General features: G+C 67.9%; 15 protein-coding genes and 2 pseudogenes. 10 read left to right on the plus strand and 7 right to left on the minus strand.

The window, feature by feature from the left end; translation table 11 throughout:
* Position 1: 1 nt before the first annotated feature.
* The 4 genes from mptB to CKW28_RS12470 all read left to right on the plus strand — a co-directional run bounded on the left by mptB (position 2) and on the right by CKW28_RS12470 (position 4589).
* On the plus strand, positions 2-1756 hold the full coding sequence (gene mptB, locus CKW28_RS12455; protein ID WP_003923568.1) for a polyprenol phosphomannose-dependent alpha 1,6 mannosyltransferase MptB: 1755 nt from the start codon (positions 2-4) through the stop codon (positions 1754-1756).
* Positions 1753-2688 carry an ABC transporter ATP-binding protein gene (locus CKW28_RS12460; protein ID WP_003923569.1) on the plus strand — a complete coding sequence of 312 codons (936 nt, stop codon included), beginning with the start codon at positions 1753-1755 and terminating at the stop codon, positions 2686-2688. The genes mptB and CKW28_RS12460 overlap by 4 nt, the downstream gene beginning before the upstream one ends.
* On the plus strand, positions 2685-3464 hold the full coding sequence (locus CKW28_RS12465; protein WP_003923570.1) for an ABC transporter permease: 780 nt from the start codon (positions 2685-2687) through the stop codon (positions 3462-3464). The genes CKW28_RS12460 and CKW28_RS12465 overlap by 4 nt, the downstream gene beginning before the upstream one ends.
* A 96-nt stretch (positions 3465-3560) precedes the next feature.
* Positions 3561-4589, plus strand: coding sequence for a COX15/CtaA family protein (locus CKW28_RS12470; RefSeq protein WP_003923572.1), 1029 nt, complete (start codon positions 3561-3563; stop codon positions 4587-4589).
* 336 nt (positions 4590-4925) lie between these two features.
* Here CKW28_RS12470 and CKW28_RS24545 read toward each other — a convergent pair.
* Positions 4926-5168: pseudogene (locus tag CKW28_RS24545) on the minus strand (DcsG N-terminal domain-containing protein); the annotation flags it as partial.
* 18 nt (positions 5169-5186) lie between these two features.
* On the opposite strand from CKW28_RS24545, the gene CKW28_RS12475 reads away from it, so the two are divergent.
* Entirely contained in the window at positions 5187-6161 is a 975-nt protein-coding gene (locus tag CKW28_RS12475) for a quinone oxidoreductase family protein (protein ID WP_003923574.1), read from the plus strand.
* Between the two features lie 23 nt (positions 6162-6184).
* Here CKW28_RS12475 and CKW28_RS24310 read toward each other — a convergent pair whose 3' ends face one another.
* The 6 genes and pseudogenes from CKW28_RS24310 to CKW28_RS12500 all read right to left on the minus strand — a co-directional run bounded on the left by CKW28_RS24310 (position 6185) and on the right by CKW28_RS12500 (position 13138).
* Entirely contained in the window at positions 6185-6583 is a 399-nt protein-coding gene (locus tag CKW28_RS24310; protein ID WP_131588000.1) for a hypothetical protein, read from the minus strand.
* A 201-nt stretch (positions 6584-6784) separates the two neighbouring features.
* A pseudogene (locus CKW28_RS12485) lies at positions 6785-8297 on the minus strand (IS1634 family transposase).
* A 130-nt stretch (positions 8298-8427) separates the two neighbouring features.
* Positions 8428-9588 carry a PPE domain-containing protein gene (locus CKW28_RS23600; protein ID WP_157997567.1) on the minus strand — a complete coding sequence of 387 codons (1161 nt, stop codon included), beginning with the start codon at positions 9586-9588 and terminating at the stop codon, positions 8428-8430.
* Positions 9589-10030: 442 nt separating this feature from the next.
* The gene (locus CKW28_RS12490) at positions 10031-11176 is read right to left on the minus strand and encodes an ESX-1 system-associated protein (protein WP_110844367.1); all 1146 of its coding nucleotides are present in this window, start codon (positions 11174-11176) and stop codon (positions 10031-10033) included.
* A 43-nt stretch (positions 11177-11219) separates the two neighbouring features.
* Complete coding sequence (locus tag CKW28_RS12495; RefSeq protein WP_131588003.1) at positions 11220-12023, minus strand: hypothetical protein; 804 nt, start codon at positions 12021-12023, stop codon at positions 11220-11222.
* A 200-nt stretch (positions 12024-12223) separates the two neighbouring features.
* Positions 12224-13138 (minus strand): heme o synthase, encoded by a 915-nt coding sequence (locus tag CKW28_RS12500; RefSeq protein ID WP_081475405.1) that lies wholly within the window; start codon positions 13136-13138, stop codon positions 12224-12226.
* A gap of 175 nt (positions 13139-13313) precedes the next feature.
* On the opposite strand from CKW28_RS12500, the gene tkt reads away from it, so the two are divergent.
* The 5 genes from tkt to pgl are packed head-to-tail and all read left to right on the plus strand — an operon-like array spanning position 13314 to position 19764.
* On the plus strand, positions 13314-15404 hold the full coding sequence (tkt, locus tag CKW28_RS12505; protein WP_003923638.1) for a transketolase: 2091 nt from the start codon (positions 13314-13316) through the stop codon (positions 15402-15404).
* 14 nt (positions 15405-15418) lie between these two features.
* Positions 15419-16537 carry a transaldolase gene (gene tal, locus CKW28_RS12510; RefSeq protein WP_003923639.1) on the plus strand — a complete coding sequence of 373 codons (1119 nt, stop codon included), beginning with the start codon at positions 15419-15421 and terminating at the stop codon, positions 16535-16537.
* Positions 16534-18111: a glucose-6-phosphate dehydrogenase gene (gene zwf / locus CKW28_RS12515; protein ID WP_003923640.1), complete on the plus strand. Its 1578-nt coding sequence runs from the start codon at positions 16534-16536 to the stop codon at positions 18109-18111. The genes tal and zwf overlap by 4 nt, the downstream gene beginning before the upstream one ends.
* A 28-nt stretch (positions 18112-18139) precedes the next feature.
* Complete coding sequence (gene opcA / locus CKW28_RS12520; protein WP_003923641.1) at positions 18140-19051, plus strand: glucose-6-phosphate dehydrogenase assembly protein OpcA; 912 nt, start codon at positions 18140-18142, stop codon at positions 19049-19051.
* Complete coding sequence (gene pgl / locus CKW28_RS12525; protein WP_003923642.1) at positions 19048-19764, plus strand: 6-phosphogluconolactonase; 717 nt, start codon at positions 19048-19050, stop codon at positions 19762-19764. Before opcA ends, pgl begins: the two co-directional genes overlap by 4 nt.
* Positions 19765-19777 lie beyond the last annotated feature (13 nt).

Here is a 19777-nt window from a genome sequence, read left to right on the forward strand (position 1 = left end):
AATGGCGCGTCTGGCCAGGCTCCTGCCGTCGCTGAGCACATCGGTCGCCCGGTGGCACGGCGACGAGCGCACCGTCGGCACCCCCCTCAACGAGGCGGAACTGCTGGCCATGCGCCGCACCAGGTTGTTCGGCGCCACCGGCACCGTGCTGATGGCGATCGGCGCGCTGGGCGCCGGCGCCCGGCCGGTCGTGCAGGATCCGACGTTCGGGGTGCGGCTGCTCAACCTGCCGTCCCGGATCCAGACCGTGTCGCTGACCATGACCACCACCGGCGCGGTGATGATGGCGCTGGCCTGGCTGATGCTGGGCCGGTTCGCGCTGGGACGGCGCCGGATGTCGCGCAGCCAGCTGGACCACACCCTGCTGCTGTGGACGCTGCCGCTGCTGATCGCCCCGCCGATGTACAGCAAGGACGTCTACTCCTACCTGGCGCAGAGCGAGATCTCCCGGCTCGGCCTGGATCCCTACGAGGTCGGCCCGGCCACCGGGCTGGGGCTCGACCACGTCTTCACGCTGTCGGTGCCCAGCCTGTGGCGCGAGACGCCGGCGCCCTACGGTCCGCTGTTCCTGTGGATCGGCGAGGGCATCTCCTGGCTGACCGGCGGGAACATCGTCGCGGCGGTGCTGTGCCACCGGCTGGTGGTGCTGGTCGGCGTCGGGCTGATCGTGTGGGCCATCCCGCGGCTGGCGCGGCGCTGCGGAGTGGCCGAGGTCAGCGCGTTGTGGCTGGGCGCCTGCAATCCGCTGCTGTTCATGCACCTCGTCGCCGGCATCCACAACGAGGCGCTGATGCTCGGCCTGATGCTGGCCGGCACCGAGTTCGCGCTGCGCGGGGTGGAGGCCGCCGACCGGCTGATCCCCCGCCCGCTGGCCTGGCCGCACACCCGCGCCGAGCTGCAGCGCTGGTCGCCGGTGGTGATGCTGCTGCTGGGCACCGTGCTGATCACGATGTCCTCGCAGGTCAAACTGCCGTCGCTGCTGGCGCTGGGTTTCGTCGCGATGGGCCTGGCATGCCGGTGGGGCGGCACCCTCAAGGCTTTTGTCCTGGCGGGCGGATCGCTCGCGGTGGTGTCGCTGACCGTGATGGCGGTGATCGGGCTGGCCAGCGGGCTGGGCTTCGGCTGGATCAACACCCTGGGCACCGCCAACGTGGTGCGCAGCTGGATGTCCCCGCCCACCCTGCTCGCGCTGGGCACCGGGCAGGTCGGCATCCTGCTCGGCCTGGGCGACCACACCACCGCGGTGCTCGGGCTGACCCGCGCCATCGGCGTCACCGCGATCGCGATCCTGGTCAGCTGGCTGCTGTGGACGGTGCTGCGCGGCAAACTGCACCCGGTCGGCGGGCTGGGCGTGGCGCTGGGCGTGACCGTGCTGCTGTTCCCGGTCGTCCAGCCCTGGTACCTGCTGTGGGCGATCATCCCGCTGGCCGCCTGGGCCACCCGGCCCGGTTTCCGCGGCACCGCGATCGCGGCCACCCTGATCGTCGGCATCTTCGGCCCCACCGCCAACGGCGACCGGTTCGCGATGTTCCAGATCGTGATGGCGACGTTGGCCAGCGCCGTGATCGTGCTGCTGCTCATCGCGCTGACCTACCGCCGGCTGCCGTGGCGGAATCTGCCCGAACTGACCCACCTGGCCGAGGACTCCGCCGACCCGGCACCCCCGGACGACGGCCCGGACGGCGGCCCGGACGGCGGGAAGCAGGCACCGCGGCCACCGGTCCCCGAAGCCGACGCTTACGCTGAGTCTCCGTGACCTCTGGTTCTGATGCCACCCCCGTCCGGCTCCGCGGGGTCAGCAAGCGGTTCGGGTCGACGACCGCGGTGTCGGGCCTGGACCTGGACGTCCACCGCGCCGAGGTACTGGCGTTGCTGGGCCCCAACGGCGCCGGCAAGACCACCACGGTGGAGATGTGCGAGGGCTTCCTGCGGCCCGACTCCGGCACCATCGAGATCCTCGGACTGGACCCGGTGGCAGAGAACGCCGCGGTGCGCGAACGCATCGGGGTGATGCTGCAGGGCGGCGGCGCCTATCCGGCCGCCCGCGCCGGCGAGATGCTCAACCTGGTCGCCGCCTACGCCGCCGATCCGCTCGACCCGCAGTGGCTGCTGGACACCCTGGGGCTGACCGAGGCGGCCCGCACCACCTACCGCCGGCTGTCCGGCGGCCAGCAGCAGCGGCTGGCGCTGGCCTGCGCGATCGTCGGCCGGCCGGAGCTGGTGTTCCTCGACGAGCCCACCGCCGGGATGGACGCGCACGCCCGCATCGTGGTGTGGGAGCTGATCGACGCGCTGCGCCGGGACGGGGTCACGGTGCTGTTGACCACCCATCAGCTGTCGGAGGCCGAGGAGCTGGCCGACCGGATCGTGATCATCGACCACGGCGTCGCGGTGGCCGCCGGCACCCCCGCCGAGCTGATGCGCTCCGGCGCGGAGAACCAGCTGCGCTTCACCGCACCGCCGAAACTCGATCTGTCCCTGCTGGTGGCCGCGCTGCCGGAGGGCTACAAGGCGACCGAGACGTCGGCCGGCGAGTACCTGGTCGAGGGGCACATCGACCCGCAGGTGCTGGCCACCGTCACCGCCTGGTGCGCCCAGCACGACGTGCTGGCCACCGGCATGCGGGTCGAGCAGCGCAGCCTCGAAGACGTGTTCCTGGAGCTGACCGGACGGGAGCTGCGACCGTGACGAACCGTTTTCCCGCGGGCACCTTCACCCCGGATCCCCGCCCGGCGCCGGTGCCGCGGATGCTGGCGGCGCAGTACGGCCTCGAACTCAAACTGCTGCTGCGCAACGGCGAACAGCTGCTGCTGACCCTGTTCATCCCGATCACCCTGCTGGTCGGGTTGATCCTGCTGCCGCTGGGCGACTTCGGCGACGACCGGGCGAGCCGGTTCGTGCCGGCGATCATGGCGCTGGCGGTGATCTCCACCGCGTTCACCGGTCAGGCCATCGCGGTGGCGTTCGACCGGCGCTACGGCGCGCTGAAACGCCTGGGCGCCACCGCATTACCGGTGTGGGGCATCATCGTGGGCAAATCGCTGGCGGTGGTGACCGTGGTGTTCGTGCAGTCGGTGGTGCTGGGCGCGATCGGCGCCGCGCTGGGCTGGCGGCCGCAACCGGCCGGGCTGCTGCTCGGCGCGGTGATCATCGCGCTGGGCACCGCGGTCTTCGCCGCCCTCGGGCTGCTGCTGGGCGGCACCCTGCGCGCCGAGATCGTGCTGGCGGTCGCCAACCTGCTGTGGTTCGTGTTCGCCGCGTTCGGCGCGCTGACCGTCGAACCGGAGGGCGATGTGGTGCCGGCGGCCGCGGCGCTGGTGGCGCGGCTGACCCCGTCGGGGGCGCTGACCGATGCGCTGTCGCAGGCGATGACGCTGTCGGTGAACTGGTTCGCGGTGGCCGTCCTCGCCGTGTGGGGCGTGCTCGGCGCGGTCTGTGCGCTGCGCTGGTTCCGCTTCACCTGACGGGAGCGGTATGACCCCGAGTGTCGGGTGCTGTCACGCCGTCGGGGGGACCCGCCCTACTACGAGCCGTAGTTGAGCTTGCTCTACGATCGACTCGTGCCCGTCCGACGCCTTTTCCTGCGGCTGGTCGACCTGTTGCCGATGCCCAGCCTGCGGGTGCAACGTGCCATCGCGATGGCCGTCATCCTCACCCAGGGCGGCATCTCGGTCACCGGAGCGATCGTCCGTGTCACCGCGTCCGGCCTGGGCTGCCCCACCTGGCCCCAGTGTTTCCCGGGCAGTTTCACCCCGGTGCCGCACGCCGAGGTGGCGGGACTGCATCAGGCCGTCGAGTTCGGCAACCGGCTGCTGACGTTTCTGGTGGTGATCACCGCGGCGCTGGCCGTGCTGGCCGTCACCCGCGCCCGGCGCCGCCGCGAGGTGCTGGTCTACGCCTGGATCATGCCCGCCTCGACCGTGGTCCAGGCGATCATCGGCGGGATCACGGTGCTCACCGGTCTGCTGTGGTGGACCGTGGCGATCCACCTGCTGGCGTCGATGACGATGGTGTGGCTGGCGGTGCTGCTCTACGTCAAGGTCGGTCAGCCCGACACCGGGGTGACGACGCCGCGGGTGCCGAAGCCGTTGCGCCACCTGACGGTGCTCAGCGGTGTCACGCTGGCCGCGGTGCTGGTGACGGGAACCCTGGTCACCGGCGCGGGACCGCATGCCGGTGACAAGAGCCCGGATCAGCCGGTGCCGCGCCTCGAGGTGGAGATCACCACGCTGCTGCACCTGCATTCGTCGCTGCTGGTCGCGTACCTCGCGCTGGTGGTGGGCCTCGGGTTCGGGCTGCTCGCGGTGCGCGCCGCCCGGCCGGTCATGCTCCGGCTCGGGGTGCTGTTGATCGCGATCGTCGGCCAGGCGCTGATCGGGGTGGTGCAGGTACGGCTCGGGGTGCCGGCAGCGCTGGTCGCGGCCCATGTGGCCGGCGCGGCCATCTGCACCGCGGCGACGGCCGCGCTATGGGCGTCGATGCGAGAGCGGACCGAGGCCGAACCGCTCCAGGGCGGCCTCGACGGCCAGGACGAACTGGCGTTGTCGAGCGGCCCGGGCGTCGGGGTCCAGGCGCCGCCAACCCAGTGACGGCGCCACCAGATCCAGCCTGACCAACCGCGGGTCGCGGTGATCGCCGGCCACCTCCACCCGTGCGTACAGCAGCTCCTCCGGGGCCAGGCCGAGGTGGTGTGCCGCCGCCGTCAGTGTCCGGTGACCGAACTCCCACACCTCCCAGTCCGCATCCACCGGGGTGTCGGTGAACGCATGGGACTGCTCACCGCCCAGGAAAACCAGCGCCGTGACGGGCTCTTTGGGGACGGGCTCTCCGACAACGGGTGAGACCGCGATCCCGCAGCGCGCCAGATCGTCGCGATACCGCTCGTCGGCGTTCCACAGCACCGCCGCCGGCGGATTGAGCAGCCGGCGGACCCGGCGGGTCCACGCCGCGAACTCATCGAACCGCTCAGCGAGGTCGTCGGCGGCACGCAGGATCACCAGATCCGCCTCCACCGTCGCGGGATCGTCCCACGACACCCAGCGGGCGTGCAGACCGCGGCGGCGCAACGCCGCGATGAGATCGGCGTCATCGGCGTCGCCCTGCGGGCGGTCCGGACTACCGGCCAGAACGATCCGCGGATGGAACACATCCGGGCGGGCGAGCTTCACACTGGGATGATAGGTGCCATGAAGGCCATCGAAGTGCGGGAAACCGGCGGACCCGAAGTGCTCACCTACGTCGACGTGCCCGAACCCACCCCGGGTCCCGGGCAGGTGCTGATCAAGGCCGAGGCCATCGGGGTGAACTTCATCGACACCTACTTCCGGTCCGGCCTGTACCCGCGCGAGGTGCCGTTCATCGTCGGCACCGAGGTGTGCGGCACCGTCGAGGCGGTGGGCGACGGCGTGGCCGCGCTCCGGGTCGGCGACCGGGTGCTGACCGACAAGGCGAACGGCGCGTATGCCGAGTACACCGTGGCACCGGCCGACTACGTGGCCTATGTGCCGGACGGGGTGGCGCCCGACACCGTCGCGTCGGCCCTGCTCAAGGGGATGACCGCGCACTACCTGATCAAGTCGGTGTACGAGGTGCAGCGTGGCGACACGATCCTGGTGCACGCCGGCGCCGGCGGGGTCGGGCTGATCCTCACCCAGTGGGCGACCCACCTCGGCGCCCGGGTCATCACCACCGTGTCCACCCCGCAGAAGGCCGAGCTGTCCCGCAAGGCCGGGGCGGCCGAGGTGCTCGACTATCCGACCGACCCCGAGGAGTTCGGCGCGAGGATCCGCGACCTCACCGGCGGCGAGGGCGTTCCGGTGGTCTACGACGGGGTGGGCCGATCCACCTTCGACGCCAGCCTGGCCAGCCTGGCGGTGCGCGGCACGCTGGCGCTGTTCGGGGCGGCCAGCGGGCCGGTGCCGCCGTTCGATCCGCAGCGGCTCAACGCCGCCGGGTCGGTCTATCTGACCCGTCCGTCGCTGGTGCACTTCACCCGGACCCCCGACGAGTTCGGGTGGCGGGCCGGGGAGTTCCTGTCCGCGGTGGCCGACGGCACCTTGACCATCACGGTCGGGGAACGCTATCCGCTGGCCGAGGCCGAACGTGCGCACCGCGATCTGGAGGGCCGCAAGACCGTCGGCTCGGTGGTGCTGCTCCCGTAACTGGCTGCGAGATTGATCAGGCGTTATGCCGAACCGGTTTCCTGAGGTCCTTTGGTGTCTTTCGGGTCTTTGCGGCGCCGGTTGCCGATGACGGCTTCGGTCCATGGTCGGTCTTCGGTGTAGATGTCTTCATCGGCTGCCAGTTTGGGATCGCGTCGCTTGTCCTTGCCCTGGTTATGGCCTTGACCGCCCATGCCGCCCATCATTGGGCCACCCATGCCGCCCATCATCCCGCCGCCGCCAGTCGCGGCTCCGATCGGAGCCGCACCACCACGTGCGGCCGCCGCCCCCGGTGCGACGGTTTCTGCGGTGACTGCCGGCCCCAGCGGCGAGGCTCCAACTCCCCCGCCGCCGGCGCCACCACCGCCGGCTCCACCGCCTGCGCTGGCCGGTTTCAAGTTCGGCTCAGTCAGCTTCGGCATATCGCCGGGCTTACCGCCCGTGGAAGCACCGCCTCCTGTCGACGGCACCCCACCTGATGGTGCACCCGCACCCGACGGAGCACCCGCACCGGTTGGCGAGCCCGTTTGCGGCTGTCCCGCAGCCGATCCAGACCGGCCGGCGACATCACCGGCTCACCCATCGGCATCCCCGACGGCGCTCCTGGCCCGAGTTGGGCCAATTTAGTGCGCATCGCGGCTGTGGATGTTGGTGAGCGCGTCGCTGAGGTCGTCGGGTAATGGGTCGGCGGCGGTCAGGATTTGTTGGCCGGCGCGGATCTGCACGGTGCGGTAGCGGCGTGCGGTGCGCACGAACTTCTTGATGCTCCAACCTGTTCGGTGCTCGATCCAGTGCGAGACCGCCATGGCCGCGAAGACGATCGTCAGGTGGGCCTCGATGGAGTCGCGGGTGCGGTGATAGATCGGCCGGGCGGCCAGGTCGTGTTTGGACATCCGGAAGGACTTCTCGATACGCCACAGCTGGTGATAAGCGCCGATGATGAACTCTGCGGGCTGGCTGGTCAGGTTGGTGGTGTAGCCCTTCCATCCCGCCAGCGCGCGAACCTTGGCCTCTAGGGTTCGGTTCACCGATCTGGTGGCCCCGGTGAGCTGGATGAAGCGGTTGCGTTTGACCGGGGCGTGCCCGTCGACCGCGCGCTGGGCTTTGGCGATCTGCTCATCGATGCCGCGCAGTGTGCGCCGTGCCCGGTCGTGGCGGTACTGGTAGTAGATCACCCGATCCGGGATCCCGCGGGCCTTCTCCGCACTGGTCGACGGCCACGGCTGGGTCAGCACCAACCCGTCGGGAACCTGGTCGTCGGGGTGGTCGTCACGCCATTGGCGCACCACATCGGGCAGATACGGGATGCGGGTGCCCAGGATGAACGACAACCCGGCCGCCTGCAGAGCGACCTGGTTGCTCTCCGAAATCATGCCGGCATCAGCGACCACGGTTACATCGGTCAACCGGTGGGCGGCCTTGAACGCGTTGATGACTGGAACCATGGTCGCGGTCTCGGCTTTATTGCCCTCGAAGGCCGCTACGTTGAGCGGAAACCCGGAGGCGTCGGTGAGCACCCCGAGGGTAATCTGCGGATCCAGGCGGCGTTCCTTCGAAAAACCCGGCTCGCGAAACCCATCAGCGACATCGGTCTCGAAGTGCAACGTTGACACGTCGTAGAGCACCAACGAGGCCGGACCCAGTTGAGCATGTGTCGCGCATGCTTTGGATAGTGCTTGTCACAGCGTCTTTAGCGAAAGCGGGTAAACGGCGCTTGACGGTGCGGTACGCCGGCGGATCCACCCCGGTCTCAGCGAGCACCCGCAGTGAATCGGCCTTGCTGGTCGGCTCGATGATGCGCGCTAGCACCAAGTCACGGAACACCTCATCGCCGTCGAGGGCACGGTCGAATCCCAGCACCCGGTAGGCGTGGCACAGCGCATCCCACAGGTGCTGCGAACACGACGCGGTGATCTTCAACGGCCCATCACTGGTGCGGTTCTGCCCAAGATCGAGATCCAACGACTGCTGACCGGCGGCCAGCCGCTGTGTTGCTGCGGCTTTCAGCGCCTCCAATTGCGCCTCATCATGCGCTGAGCCGAGATGCTCGATTTGGCGCGAGCCCTTTCGCGAAGACCACACGATCTGCACCGCCGTGGCTCCCGAGGCGGTCTTCACAGTGCGCACATACGCCACCACCGCACCCTACGAGCCACCATTTAGTGCACACATCTCGACCCGCCAACACCGATAACCGCAGCTCAACGACCCGCGGTCACCGCTGCTCCCAAAAAGTGGCCCAAGTCAGGTTTCAAGTTCGGCTCAGTCAGCTTCGGCATATCGCCGGGCTTACCGCCCGGCAGGCCGCCGGGCATCCCACCCGTGGAAGCACCGCCTCCTGTCGACGGCACCCCACCTGATGGTGCACCCGCACCCGACGGAGCACCCGCACCGGTTGGCGAGCCCGTTTGCGGCTGTCCCGCAGCCGATCCAGACCGGCCGGCGACATCACCGGCTCACCCATCGGCATCCCCGACGGCGCTCCTGGGGCTCCTGATCCGCCGCCGGCACCCTCACCGGCACCGCCACCTCCGGTGCCGGTGCCGGCTGGACCACCCGCGCCCGCCCTCGACCCGAACGGCGGATCAGGCAACGGGGCCAGGTCGACATCTGCTTTCTGCGCATAGCTTTCCCGCACATCGACAGATTTCTGTTCCTCGGCTTCCATCGCCTTGAGGATGCGCTCGACTTCCGCCGGATCCGGGGAGGTTCCCGATAGCTCGTCATCCAAATGACGTTGCAGGTTGTCGTATTCCTGCCAAATTGGGTGGTGTGCCGTGACTGCCGCCGTATGTGCGTCGATCACGGTTTTGGCTGCCGCGGTGTACTTCGCCCACCCGCCAGCGAGTTCATCGATCCAGTCACGGAACTGGTTGAACTTCGAGAACGCCGCGTCAGCGGCGACTCCCTCCCAATCATGGAAGTTGGCGTCAGGCGCACCGCGTTGCACCTCAAGCACCGTCTTCAACCCCTGTCCCGCAGCCTGGCCCAAGGAGCCGGGATCTCCCGGATTGTTCAGTAACGCTTCGGTTTCGGGTACGGTGCTATATCCTGCGGCGCTGACCTTCTGCGGGCGCGGCGCCGGTGGCGGCAGCTGCGGTCCAGGCAGCGGCGGCGGGACGGGTACGGCCTCCACGCGTTGCAACCGCTCGATGGCATCCGCGGAGGATTTGTCGACAGCCTCGTAGGCGTTGGCGACTTCGCGCAATGTCTTCGCCAACCGCAGACTTTCTTCTTTGGTGGCGTCCGTATATTGCTGCAGCGATTCGGCGTATGCGTTGAGGTTGTCGACAGCGGTTTTCGTAGACGGCAGCCCATCTGGCGCTGTCGCCGTCGGGGCCCCGGTCGGCCAGTCGCCAGCCTGATCTTCAATCCACTGTGCCCGGGCATGTAATTCCTCAGCGGCCACTCGGATCTTGTCAGCCATCGCTCCTCCTTGAGTCGCGGTCAGCGCCGTAAATTCGTCGACCGCAGCGAAAAATTAAGCCCACCTTCACAGCGCCTGTTTATCCACGTCATCGGGACGGGCCAAGACCCGGTTCATCAGCCACATCGAAGCCCACATGTCGGCAGAACTCGTATAACAGTCGGTACATCCGGCGATGGGTGGCCAACTCCAACTCGAACAGCCCGTGGACATATGGGTTGAATTCCGCCGAACCTGCCGCTCCCCCGACTCCGACGAGGTTGTCACGCAATGGGGTGCGGTGGTTTTCCTCGGCCAAACACGATCCAGCAGCCACCATCAGTCCGTAGTCCGGACGGTCCGAGTGATACGGCGGAAAGGCCGGGAAGCGACACGTCGCCATATGGTCAGCGGCCGCCGTCAACGAGGCCGCCGCCTCACCGATAGCAGCTATCGATACCCATTAGTTGACCTCAGCGGCTTTGCAGGCCTCGTAAATGGTGGATGTCGCCCGGGCGGCCGCTCGGGAAAGATATGAGTCTGCGGCAGTATACGTGGGAAGCGCTTTCACATACGCACGACGATATTGGGTCGCAAACGCAGCAAAATCGCGCATCGCAGGATTATCACTCGCCTCTCCTAGCTTTTCGATATCGTTCGCGAACGCATCCATCACCGGCTTAACTGCATCCACAACAGCCCGTTGGTCGGTACTCCATTCACTAGCCGAAATATTGGCGTCGAGCTGCTTCCAAGATTCCACGATTGGATCGCTGTCAAAGTTAGTCAGCAGTTGGTACCAATCCGCACAAATGGGGTCGACAGCACTTAGAAAGGGTTGCACCCTTGCCGGATCAGACGTAGAAGGAAGACCCGCCGATATAGAAGGTGGCGCCACCAAAGGTTGCCGCGCCTGAGCTGACCCATAAGTTATTGCAGCGCATGCAAATGTGACTGCACCAGAACTAGAGTTCACCACCCCAGCCAGGTGATTGTCGTCCGGCGTGTAATCGGGAATCGCGCTGCTGTAGGCGCGAGCATAGGCTATAAACTGTTCGTAAAAATGTCGAAGTACTCGGTTCGGTGTTAGTTCAGCCAACTGAATCGTTTGATCTGCCGCGTCTCGCATCGCGCGACCAACGTCCTCATACTGGGTACGCTGCTCCGCGGTCCAAGCAGTCGCGGGAATTGTGGGATTACGTTTATCCCAACCTCGCTGTTCAATCGCCACCAATGTACTCGCGATCGGTGTCCACACAGCGCAGGTCGGATCTTCCGTGATGATATTGACCGGTCCAGTGTCGTTAGCGCTAGCGAACTCAGAGTCACCATCGCCAGACGGTGCGGTCGGTGAGCTATCGCCGCCGCCCGCGACCGAAATCGACACGACCGCCGTCACCGCGATCACGGCTACCAACGCCACCCCGCCCAGCGCCCACTTCCAACCGTTACCCCGCTTCTTTGGCGGTGGACCGCCCGCCCATTGCGGCTGCTGCTGGTGCTGCAACTGCCACGGCACATACTGCGGGCCGCCTTGACCACCGGGCTGGTGCGGCGGATACAGGCCCCCACCCGGAGGGGGCGGATTATTCGACGGCGGCAACGTCATCGAGCAGACCCCCACCTTTCACTGTTTCGCCCTAGCAGGGCGCTCACAGAACAATCTCCGCATCCGATACAGCTGAACGGGCCGAAGGCGACCCCACCGGCGCCCGCTCACCGGGTTGGTCGGTCTGTTCTTGCTGCTCGGCAACGGCAGCAGGTATTTGTGACTCCGGCTCGGCTGACGCTTGTTCAGACATCACCCCATCGACCGCTTCACCCGCCTGATCGTCTCCGAGTCCCTGCTGGTCACCATCCGCCAGCCCAGAAAGCTGAGTAACTTGCTCCATTGCCCCTTGCGCACCTTGCGCGAGCTGCTGCGGTAGCTGACCAGCCATGCCGCCCATCTGCATCGGCATCTGCGCGGCCTGCTGAGCCATCTGCATCGGCATCCCCATCATCTGCTCAAACCCGCCAGCCTGACCGGCAGCGCCACCGACCGAAGCGCCCGTCATACCGCCCACAGATGCACCCGCCGCGGATAGTGGAGAAGAAGGACCTGTGACCGCCGACGAACCGCCACTCGGGACAGCCCCGCCGTGAGCCGGCGGCTCATCGAACGCACCTATTTGCTTCAGGATCTCCTCGGCGATCTGCCGATCCTTGGCGTCGTACTCGTCAGCCGCGCTCACCACGTTCTGAGCAAACTGCTTCAGTTCTTCCTTCGTCACGGGGAGCGCCTCGATCACTGGATCTACCACCTCGGTGATCCGCTCCGAGATCGCCGCAGTCAAAGCATCTTCTCCGACCGGTGGCGATACCTCAGGAGGTGCGGGAATCGCTTCAGCCAGCCCTTTGATGCGACCACCGGCGGCGCTCACGAGGTCCGTATCGACTCGCAACTCCTCAGTCATCACCCACCCCGCCCCACAAATCCGAACTGACGGGGTTTTCCCATACGGAGGCACGAACCGGCCCCATTCGACAGGATCTGAACTCAATGCTCCCCGCAACACTGCGTGTTGTGGCGTGCTTCACCCGCAGAAGGTTACCTGAGCAGCAACACCGCTTGTCGCACCAAAAAGCGAAGCGACAAGCCGCAGCTAACCAGGCGTCAGAGCACCGTCGGCAGGTCCAGCACCGAGTCGATGGCCAGCGCCAGGAACACCACGGCCAGGTAGTTGTTCGACTGCAGGAACAACCGCAGCGGCTTGACCGGTTCACCGCGGCGCACCCCGGTGTAGAGCTGATGCGCCATGATCAGGAACCACGCCCCGGCCAGCAGCGCCACCGAGTTGTACAGCCAGCCGGTGACCGGCGCCAGTGCCAGCGTGGACAGCACGGTCAGCCAGGTGTAGACGAGGATGTGCACGGTCACCCGGCGCTCGGTGGCCACCGCCGGCAGCATCGGCACGCCGGCGGCCACGTAGTCGTCCTTGTACTTCATGGCCAGCGCCCAGGTGTGCGGCGGCGTCCAGAAGAAGATGACCAGGAACATCACCAGCGCCGGCCACTCGATGGTGCCGGTCACCGCCGACCAGCCGATCATCACCGGCATGCAGCCGGCCGCTCCGCCCCACACCACGTTCTGCGAGGTCCGGCGCTTGAGCACCAGTGTGTAGATCAGCACATAGAACGCGATGGTCAGACCGGCCAGGTGGGCCGACAGCAGGTTCGTCGTCCACCACAGGTAGAAGAACGAGATCACCGACAGCGCCAGCCCGAACACCAGGGCGTGGCTGCGTGGCACGGTGTCGCGGGCCAGCGGCCGGCGTTCGGTGCGCTTCATCACCTTGTCGATGTCGGCGTCGGCCACGCAGTTCAGCGCGTTGGCCCCGCCGGCCGCGAACATGCCGCCGATCAGGGTGTTGAAGATCAGTACCGGGTCGACAGTGCCGCGCCCCGCCAGCAGCATGGCCGGAATCGTGGTGACGAGCAGCAACTCGATCACCCGGGGCTTGGTCAGCGCCAGGTAGCCGCGGAGCGTCGTGCTAATTCGATTCGGCGCGACGCGCTCGCGAATGCTCACGCACACCAACTCCTTGGAAATCACCGCAGCGCGTAGCGCTTCTACTACACACGATGGTAGACCGCCGGTCCTGCGTCGGGAAATCGCGGTCGGTTCCGGAGACGATGCGACCGCACGGTCTCCGACATTAGGGTGGGTGGTGCCCACGTCCTGATTACCGGACAGAATGAAAGCCGTGACCACATCCGAAGAGATCTCCGCACTCACCCGCCCGAGCCATCCCGACGACTGGACCGAACTGGACACGCTGGCCGTGGACACCGCACGGGTGCTGGCCGCCGATGCGGTCCAGAAAGCCGGCAACGGGCATCCGGGTACGGCGATGAGCCTGGCCCCGCTGGCCTACACCCTGTTCCAGCGGCAGCTGCGGCATGACCCCAACGATGTGCACTGGATCGGCCGGGACCGCTTCATCCTGTCGGCCGGTCACACCAGCCTGACTCTCTACATTCAGCTGTACCTGGGTGGATTCGGCCTGGAACTGTCCGACATCCAGGCGCTGCGGACCTTCAAGTCCAGGACCCCCGGGCATCCGGAGTTCCGGCACACCCCCGGGGTGGAGATCACCACCGGCCCGCTCGGCCAGGGCCTGGCCTCGGCGGTCGGCATGGCGATGGCGGCGCGCTACGAGCGTGGCCTGTTCGACCCGGACGCCGACCCGGGCACCAGCCCGTTCGACCACTACATCTATGTGATCGCCTCCGACGGCGACATCCAGGAGGGCGTCACCAGCGAGGCGTCGTCGTTGGCCGGCACCCAGCAGCTGGGCAACCTGATCGTCTTCTACGACGACAACAAGATCTCGATCGAGGACGACACCGCGATCGCGCTGTCCGAGGACACCGTCAAGCGCTATGAGGCCTACGGCTGGCATGTGCAGACCGTCGAGGGCGGCGAGAACGTCGTCGGCATCGAGAAGGCCATCGCAGAGGCGAAGAAGGTCACCGACAAACCGTCGTTCATCGCGCTGCGCACCGTGATCGGCTATCCGGCGCCGAAACTGATGAACACCGGCAAGGTGCACGGCGCGGCGCTGGGCGAGGAGGAAGTCGCCGCGGTCAAAAAGATCCTCGGCTTCGATCCGGAGAAGACCTTCGAGGTGCGCGACGAGGTCATCGAGCACACCCGCAAGCTGCGGGACCGCGGCCGCGAGGCCCACCAGAAGTGGCAGACCGACTTCGACGCCTGGGCCCAGCGGGAACCGGAACGCAAGGCGCTGCTGGACCGGCTCACCGCGCAGCAGCTGCCCGACGGGTGGGACGCCGACCTGCCGTCCTGGGAGCCCGGCTCCAAGGCCGTCGCCACCCGCGCCGCCTCCGGCGAGGTGCTCTCCGCGGTCGGCCCGAAGCTGCCCGAACTGTGGGGCGGCTCCGCCGACCTGGCCGGCAGCAACAACACCACCATCAAGGGAGCGTTGTCGTTCGGGCCGCCGTCGATCTCCACCAAGGAGTACACCGCCGACTGGTACGGCCGCACCCTGCATTTCGGGGTGCGTGAGCACGCCATGGGCGCGATCCTGTCCGGCATCGTGCTGCACGGCCCGACCCGCGCCTACGGCGGCACGTTCCTGCAGTTCTCCGACTACATGCGGCCGGCGGTGCGGCTGGCCGCGCTGATGGACATCGACACCATCTACGTCTGGACGCACGACTCGATCGGCCTGGGTGAGGACGGCCCCACCCATCAGCCCATCGAGCACCTCTCGGCGCTGCGGGCCATCCCGAACCTGGCCGTGGTGCGACCCGCCGACGCGAACGAGACCGCCTACGCCTGGCACACCATCTTGTGCCGCGGCGCCGGCAGCGGCCCGGTCGGCCTGTGCCTGACCCGCCAGGGTGTGCCGGTGCTGGAGGGCACCAGCCGCGAGGGCGTGGCCCGCGGCGGCTACGTGCTGGGCGGCACCCCGGCCGAACAGCCCGACGTCGTGCTGATCGGCACCGGCTCCGAACTGCAGCTGTGCGTGGAAGCGCAGAAGATCCTGGCGGACAAGGACATCCGTGCGTCGGTGGTGTCGATGCCGTGTGTCGAGTGGTTCGAGTCGCAGCCGGTCGAGTACCGCGACAGCGTGCTGCCGCCGGCGGTGTCGGCGCGGGTCGCGGTGGAGGCCGGTGTCGCGCAGAGCTGGCACAAGCTGGTCGGTGACACCGGTGAGGTCGTCTCCATCGAGCACTACGGCGAGTCGGCCGATTACAAGACGCTGTTCCGCGAGTTCGGCTTCACTCCCGAGGCCGTGGTGGCTGCCGCCGAACGCTCGCTGGACAACTGACGAGAGGCAATCCGATGGCACAGAACCCAAATCTCGCCGCCCTCTCGGCGGCGGGGGTATCGGTATGGCTGGACGACCTGTCCCGGGACCGGCTGCGCTCCGGCAACCTTCAGCAACTCATCGACACCCGCTGCGTCGTCGGGGTGACCACCAACCCGTCGATCTTCCAGGCGGCGCTGTCGAAGGGTCACTCCTATGACGAGCAGATCCGCGAGCTGGCCGCCCGCGGCGCCGACGTCGACTCCGCCATCCGCACGGTGACCACCGACGACGTCCGGGAAGCCTGCGATGTGCTGCGCCCGCAGTGGGAGGCGTCCGACGGGGTGGACGGCCGGGTGTCCATCGAGGTGGATCCGCGGCTGGCGCACGACACCGACAAGACGATCCTGCAGGCGATCGAGCTGTGGAAGATCGTCGACCGGCCCAACCTGTTCATCAAGATCCCCGCCACCAAGGCGGGTCTGCCGGCGATCACCGCGGTGCTGGCCGAGGGGGTGTCGGTCAACGTCACGCTGATCTTCTCGGTGGAACGCTACCGCGAGGTGATGGACGCCTATCTCGCCGGACTGGAGGCCGCCAAGCAGGCCGGCCACGATCTGTCCAAGATCCATTCGGTGGCTTCGTTCTTCGTGTCGCGGGTGGACACCGAGATCGACAACCGGCTGGAGGCGATCGGCACCGAACAGGCGCTGGCGCTGCGCGGTAAGGCCGGGCTGGCCAACGCCCGGCTGGCCTATGCCGCCTACCGGGAGGTGTTCGAGGGTGGGTCGCGGTTCGAGGCGCTGAAGGCCGACGGCGCCCGGGTACAGCGGCCGCTGTGGGCGTCCACCGGGGTGAAGAACCCCGCCTACCCCGACACCCTCTACGTCACCGAACTGGTCGCGCCCAACACCGTGAACACGCTGCCGGAGAAGACGCTGGAGGCGGTGGCCGATCACGGGGAGATCACCGGCGACACCGTGACCGGCCGGGCCGAGGAGTCGCAGGCGATCTTCGACCAGCTCACCGCCGTCGGTATCGACCTCGACGACGTCTTCCTGAAGCTGGAGAACGAAGGCGTGCAGAAGTTCGAGCAGTCCTGGGAGGAGCTGCTCGACGCCACCCGGGAGCAACTCGACACCCTCGGGAAATGACCGACCCGGCTGGGTTCGGTCCGGTGGCCGGACTCGCTGAACCGGCCCCACCGGGCTGGCGGAATCCGCTGCGCGACAAGCGCGACAAGCGGATGCCGCGGATCGCCGGCCCGTGCAGCATGGTGATCTTCGGGGTGACCGGGGATCTGTCCCGCAAGAAGCTGATGCCGGCGATCTACGACCTGGCCAACCGTGGGCTGTTGCCGGCGTCGTTCTCACTGGTCGGGTTCGCCCGCCGGGACTGGGCCGACGAGGATTTCGGCCAGGTTGTTTACGAGGCGGTCAAGACCCACGCCCGCACACCGTTCCGGCAGGAGGTGTGGGACCGGCTCGCCGAGGGATTCCGGTTCGTCCAGGGCACATTCGACGACGATGCGGCCTTCGCCCGGCTCACCGAGGTGCTGGAGAAGCTCGACGTGCAGCGCGGCACCGGCGGCAATCACGCCTTCTACCTGTCGATTCCGCCGAAGGCGTTTCCGCTGGTGTGCGAACAGCTGCGCAGGTCCGGGCTGGCCCGCCCCCAGCCGGGCCGGTGGAGCCGGGTGGTCGTGGAGAAGCCGTTCGGCCATGACCTGCAGAGCGCGGTCGAGCTCAACGCCGTGGTCAACAGCGTGTTCCCGGAGGAGTCGGTGTTCCGCATCGACCACTACCTCGGCAAGGAGACGGTCCAGAACATCCTGGCGCTGCGGTTCGCCAACGAACTGTACGAACCGATCTGGAACAACCACTACGTCGACCACGTGCAGATCACCATGGCCGAGGACATCGGCCTGGGCGGGCGCGCCGGCTATTACGACGGGATCGGCGCGGCGCGCGATGTGATCCAGAACCACCTGCTGCAGCTGCTGGCGCTGACCGCGATGGAGGAACCGGTCAGCTTCCATCCCCGCCAGTTGCAGGCCGAGAAGATCAAGGTGCTCTCCGCGGTGCGGCTGGCGCAGCCGCTGGACCAGACCACCGCGCGCGGGCAGTACACCGCGGGCTGGCAGGGCGGCGAGCGTGTGGTCGGGCTGCTCGAGGAGGAGGGTTTCGCCAAGGACTCCACCACCGAGACGTTCGCGGCGATCACCCTGGAGATCGACACCCGCCGCTGGGCCGGGGTGCCGTTCTATCTGCGCACCGGAAAACGGTTGGGCCGCAGGGTGACCGAGATCGCACTGGTGTTCCGTCGGGCGCCGCATCTGCCGTTCGACGCGACGATGACCGAGGAGCTGGGCCAGAACGCGCTGGTGATCCGGATCCAGCCGGACGAGGGTGTCACACTGCGGTTCGGGTCCAAGGTGCCGGGCAGCGCGATGGAGGTCCGCGACGTCAACATGGACTTCTCCTACGGTTCGGCGTTCGCCGAGGACTCCCCCGAGGCCTATGAGCGGCTGATCCTCGACGTGCTGCTCGGTGAACCGTCGTTGTTCCCGGTCAACGCCGAGGTCGAGTTGTCGTGGAAGATCCTGGACCCGATCCTGGAGTACTGGGCGTCGCACGGCAAACCCGATCCGTACGAGGCGGGCACCTGGGGGCCGGAGTCGGCGTTCGAGATGCTGCGGCGCACGGGCCGGGAGTGGAGGCGGCCTTGATCACCGAAGGCGACGAAGGAGCCGAGCATTGATCGTCGACCTGCCGGACACCACCACCAACGCGATCAACAAGAAGATCACCGCGCTGCGCGAACAGGCCGGAGCAATCACCCTGGGCCGGGTACTGACCCTGGTGGTGGCCGCCGACAGCGAGGATCAGCTCGACGACGCCATCGCCGCCGCGACCTCCGCCAGCCGCGAGCACCCTTGCCGGATCATCGTCGTGGTGCCGGTCGACCGGTCCACCCCCGAGCCGCGGCTGGACGGTCAGCTCCGGGTCGGCGGCGACGCGGGCGTCGGCGAGGTGGTGGTGCTGCGCATCGCGGGCCCGCTCGCCGACCAGGCCGCCAGCGTGGTGCTGCCGTTCCTGTTGCCGGACACCCCGGTGGTGGCCTGGTGGCCGGGTGAGGCGCCGCCGGTGCCGGCGCAGGATCCGTTGGGCCGGTTGGCGGTCAAACGCATCACCGACGCGACCGCCAGCAGTGATCCGTTGACGGCGATCAAGGGCCGGCTGCGCGGCTACACCCCCGGCGACACCGACCTGGCGTGGAGCCGGGTCACCTACTGGCGGGCGCTGCTGGCCTCGGCGGTCGATCAGCCCCCGTACGAACCGATCGAATCGGCGCTGGTGTCCGGGCTGGCCACCGAACCGGCGCTGGACGTGCTGGCGGGCTGGCTGGCCAGCCGGCTCGACTGCGAGGTCCGCCGGGCCACCGGACCGCTGCAGGTGCAACTGGTCCGGAGCTCCGAGACGATCACGTTGGGCCGTCCGCAGGACGGTGTCACCGGAACGTTGAGCCGCACCGGCAAACCGGATGCGCTGCTGCCGCTGGGCCGCCGGGAGACCCGTGAGTGCCTGGCCGAGGACCTGCGCCGGCTGGATCCCGACGAGATCTATCACGAGGCGCTGCGCGGGCTGGATAAGGTGCTCTACATATGAGCACTTTCGTCGAAACCCATCCCGATACCGCGACGCTGGTCACCGCCGCCGGAGACCGGCTGGTCGAGGCCATCAACGCGGCCACCTCCGCGCGCGGCGAGGCGGTGATCGTGCTGACCGGCGGCGGCTCCGGTATCGCGCTGCTCAAGCGGGTCGGTGAACGGGCCGGCGAGATCGACTGGTCCAAGGTGCGGCTGTACTGGGGCGACGAACGTTACGTGCCGGCCGCCGACGACGAGCGAAACGAGAAGCAGGCCCGGGAGGCCCTACTCGACCACATCGACATCCCGGCGGCCAACGTACACCCGATGGCGGCCAGCGACGGTGAGTTCGGCGACGACATCGCCGCCGCGGCGGCCGCCTACGAACAGGTGCTGCCCGCGGAGTTCGACGTCCACCTGCTCGGCATGGGCGGCGAAGGGCACATCAACTCGCTGTTCCCCGACACCCCGGCGGTACGCGAGACCGAACGGCTGGTGGTACCGGTCACCGACTCCCCCAAGCCGCCGCCGCGGCGGATCAGCTTGACACTGCCCGCGGTTCGGCGCGCCCGTCAGGTGTGGCTGGTGGTGTCGGGGGCCGCCAAGGCCGATGCGGTGGCGGCCGCGGTCAACGGCGCCGACCCGGTCGACATCCCGGCCGCCGGTGCGGTCGGTCGAGAGGCCACGGTGTGGCTGCTCGACGAGGAAGCCGCGAGCAGGCTCGACCGCTGAGTCGCGCGCAGCC

The sequence above is a fragment of the Mycolicibacterium thermoresistibile genome, from assembly GCF_900187065.1.
Classification (GTDB): Bacteria; Actinomycetota; Actinomycetes; order Mycobacteriales; family Mycobacteriaceae; genus Mycobacterium; species Mycobacterium thermoresistibile.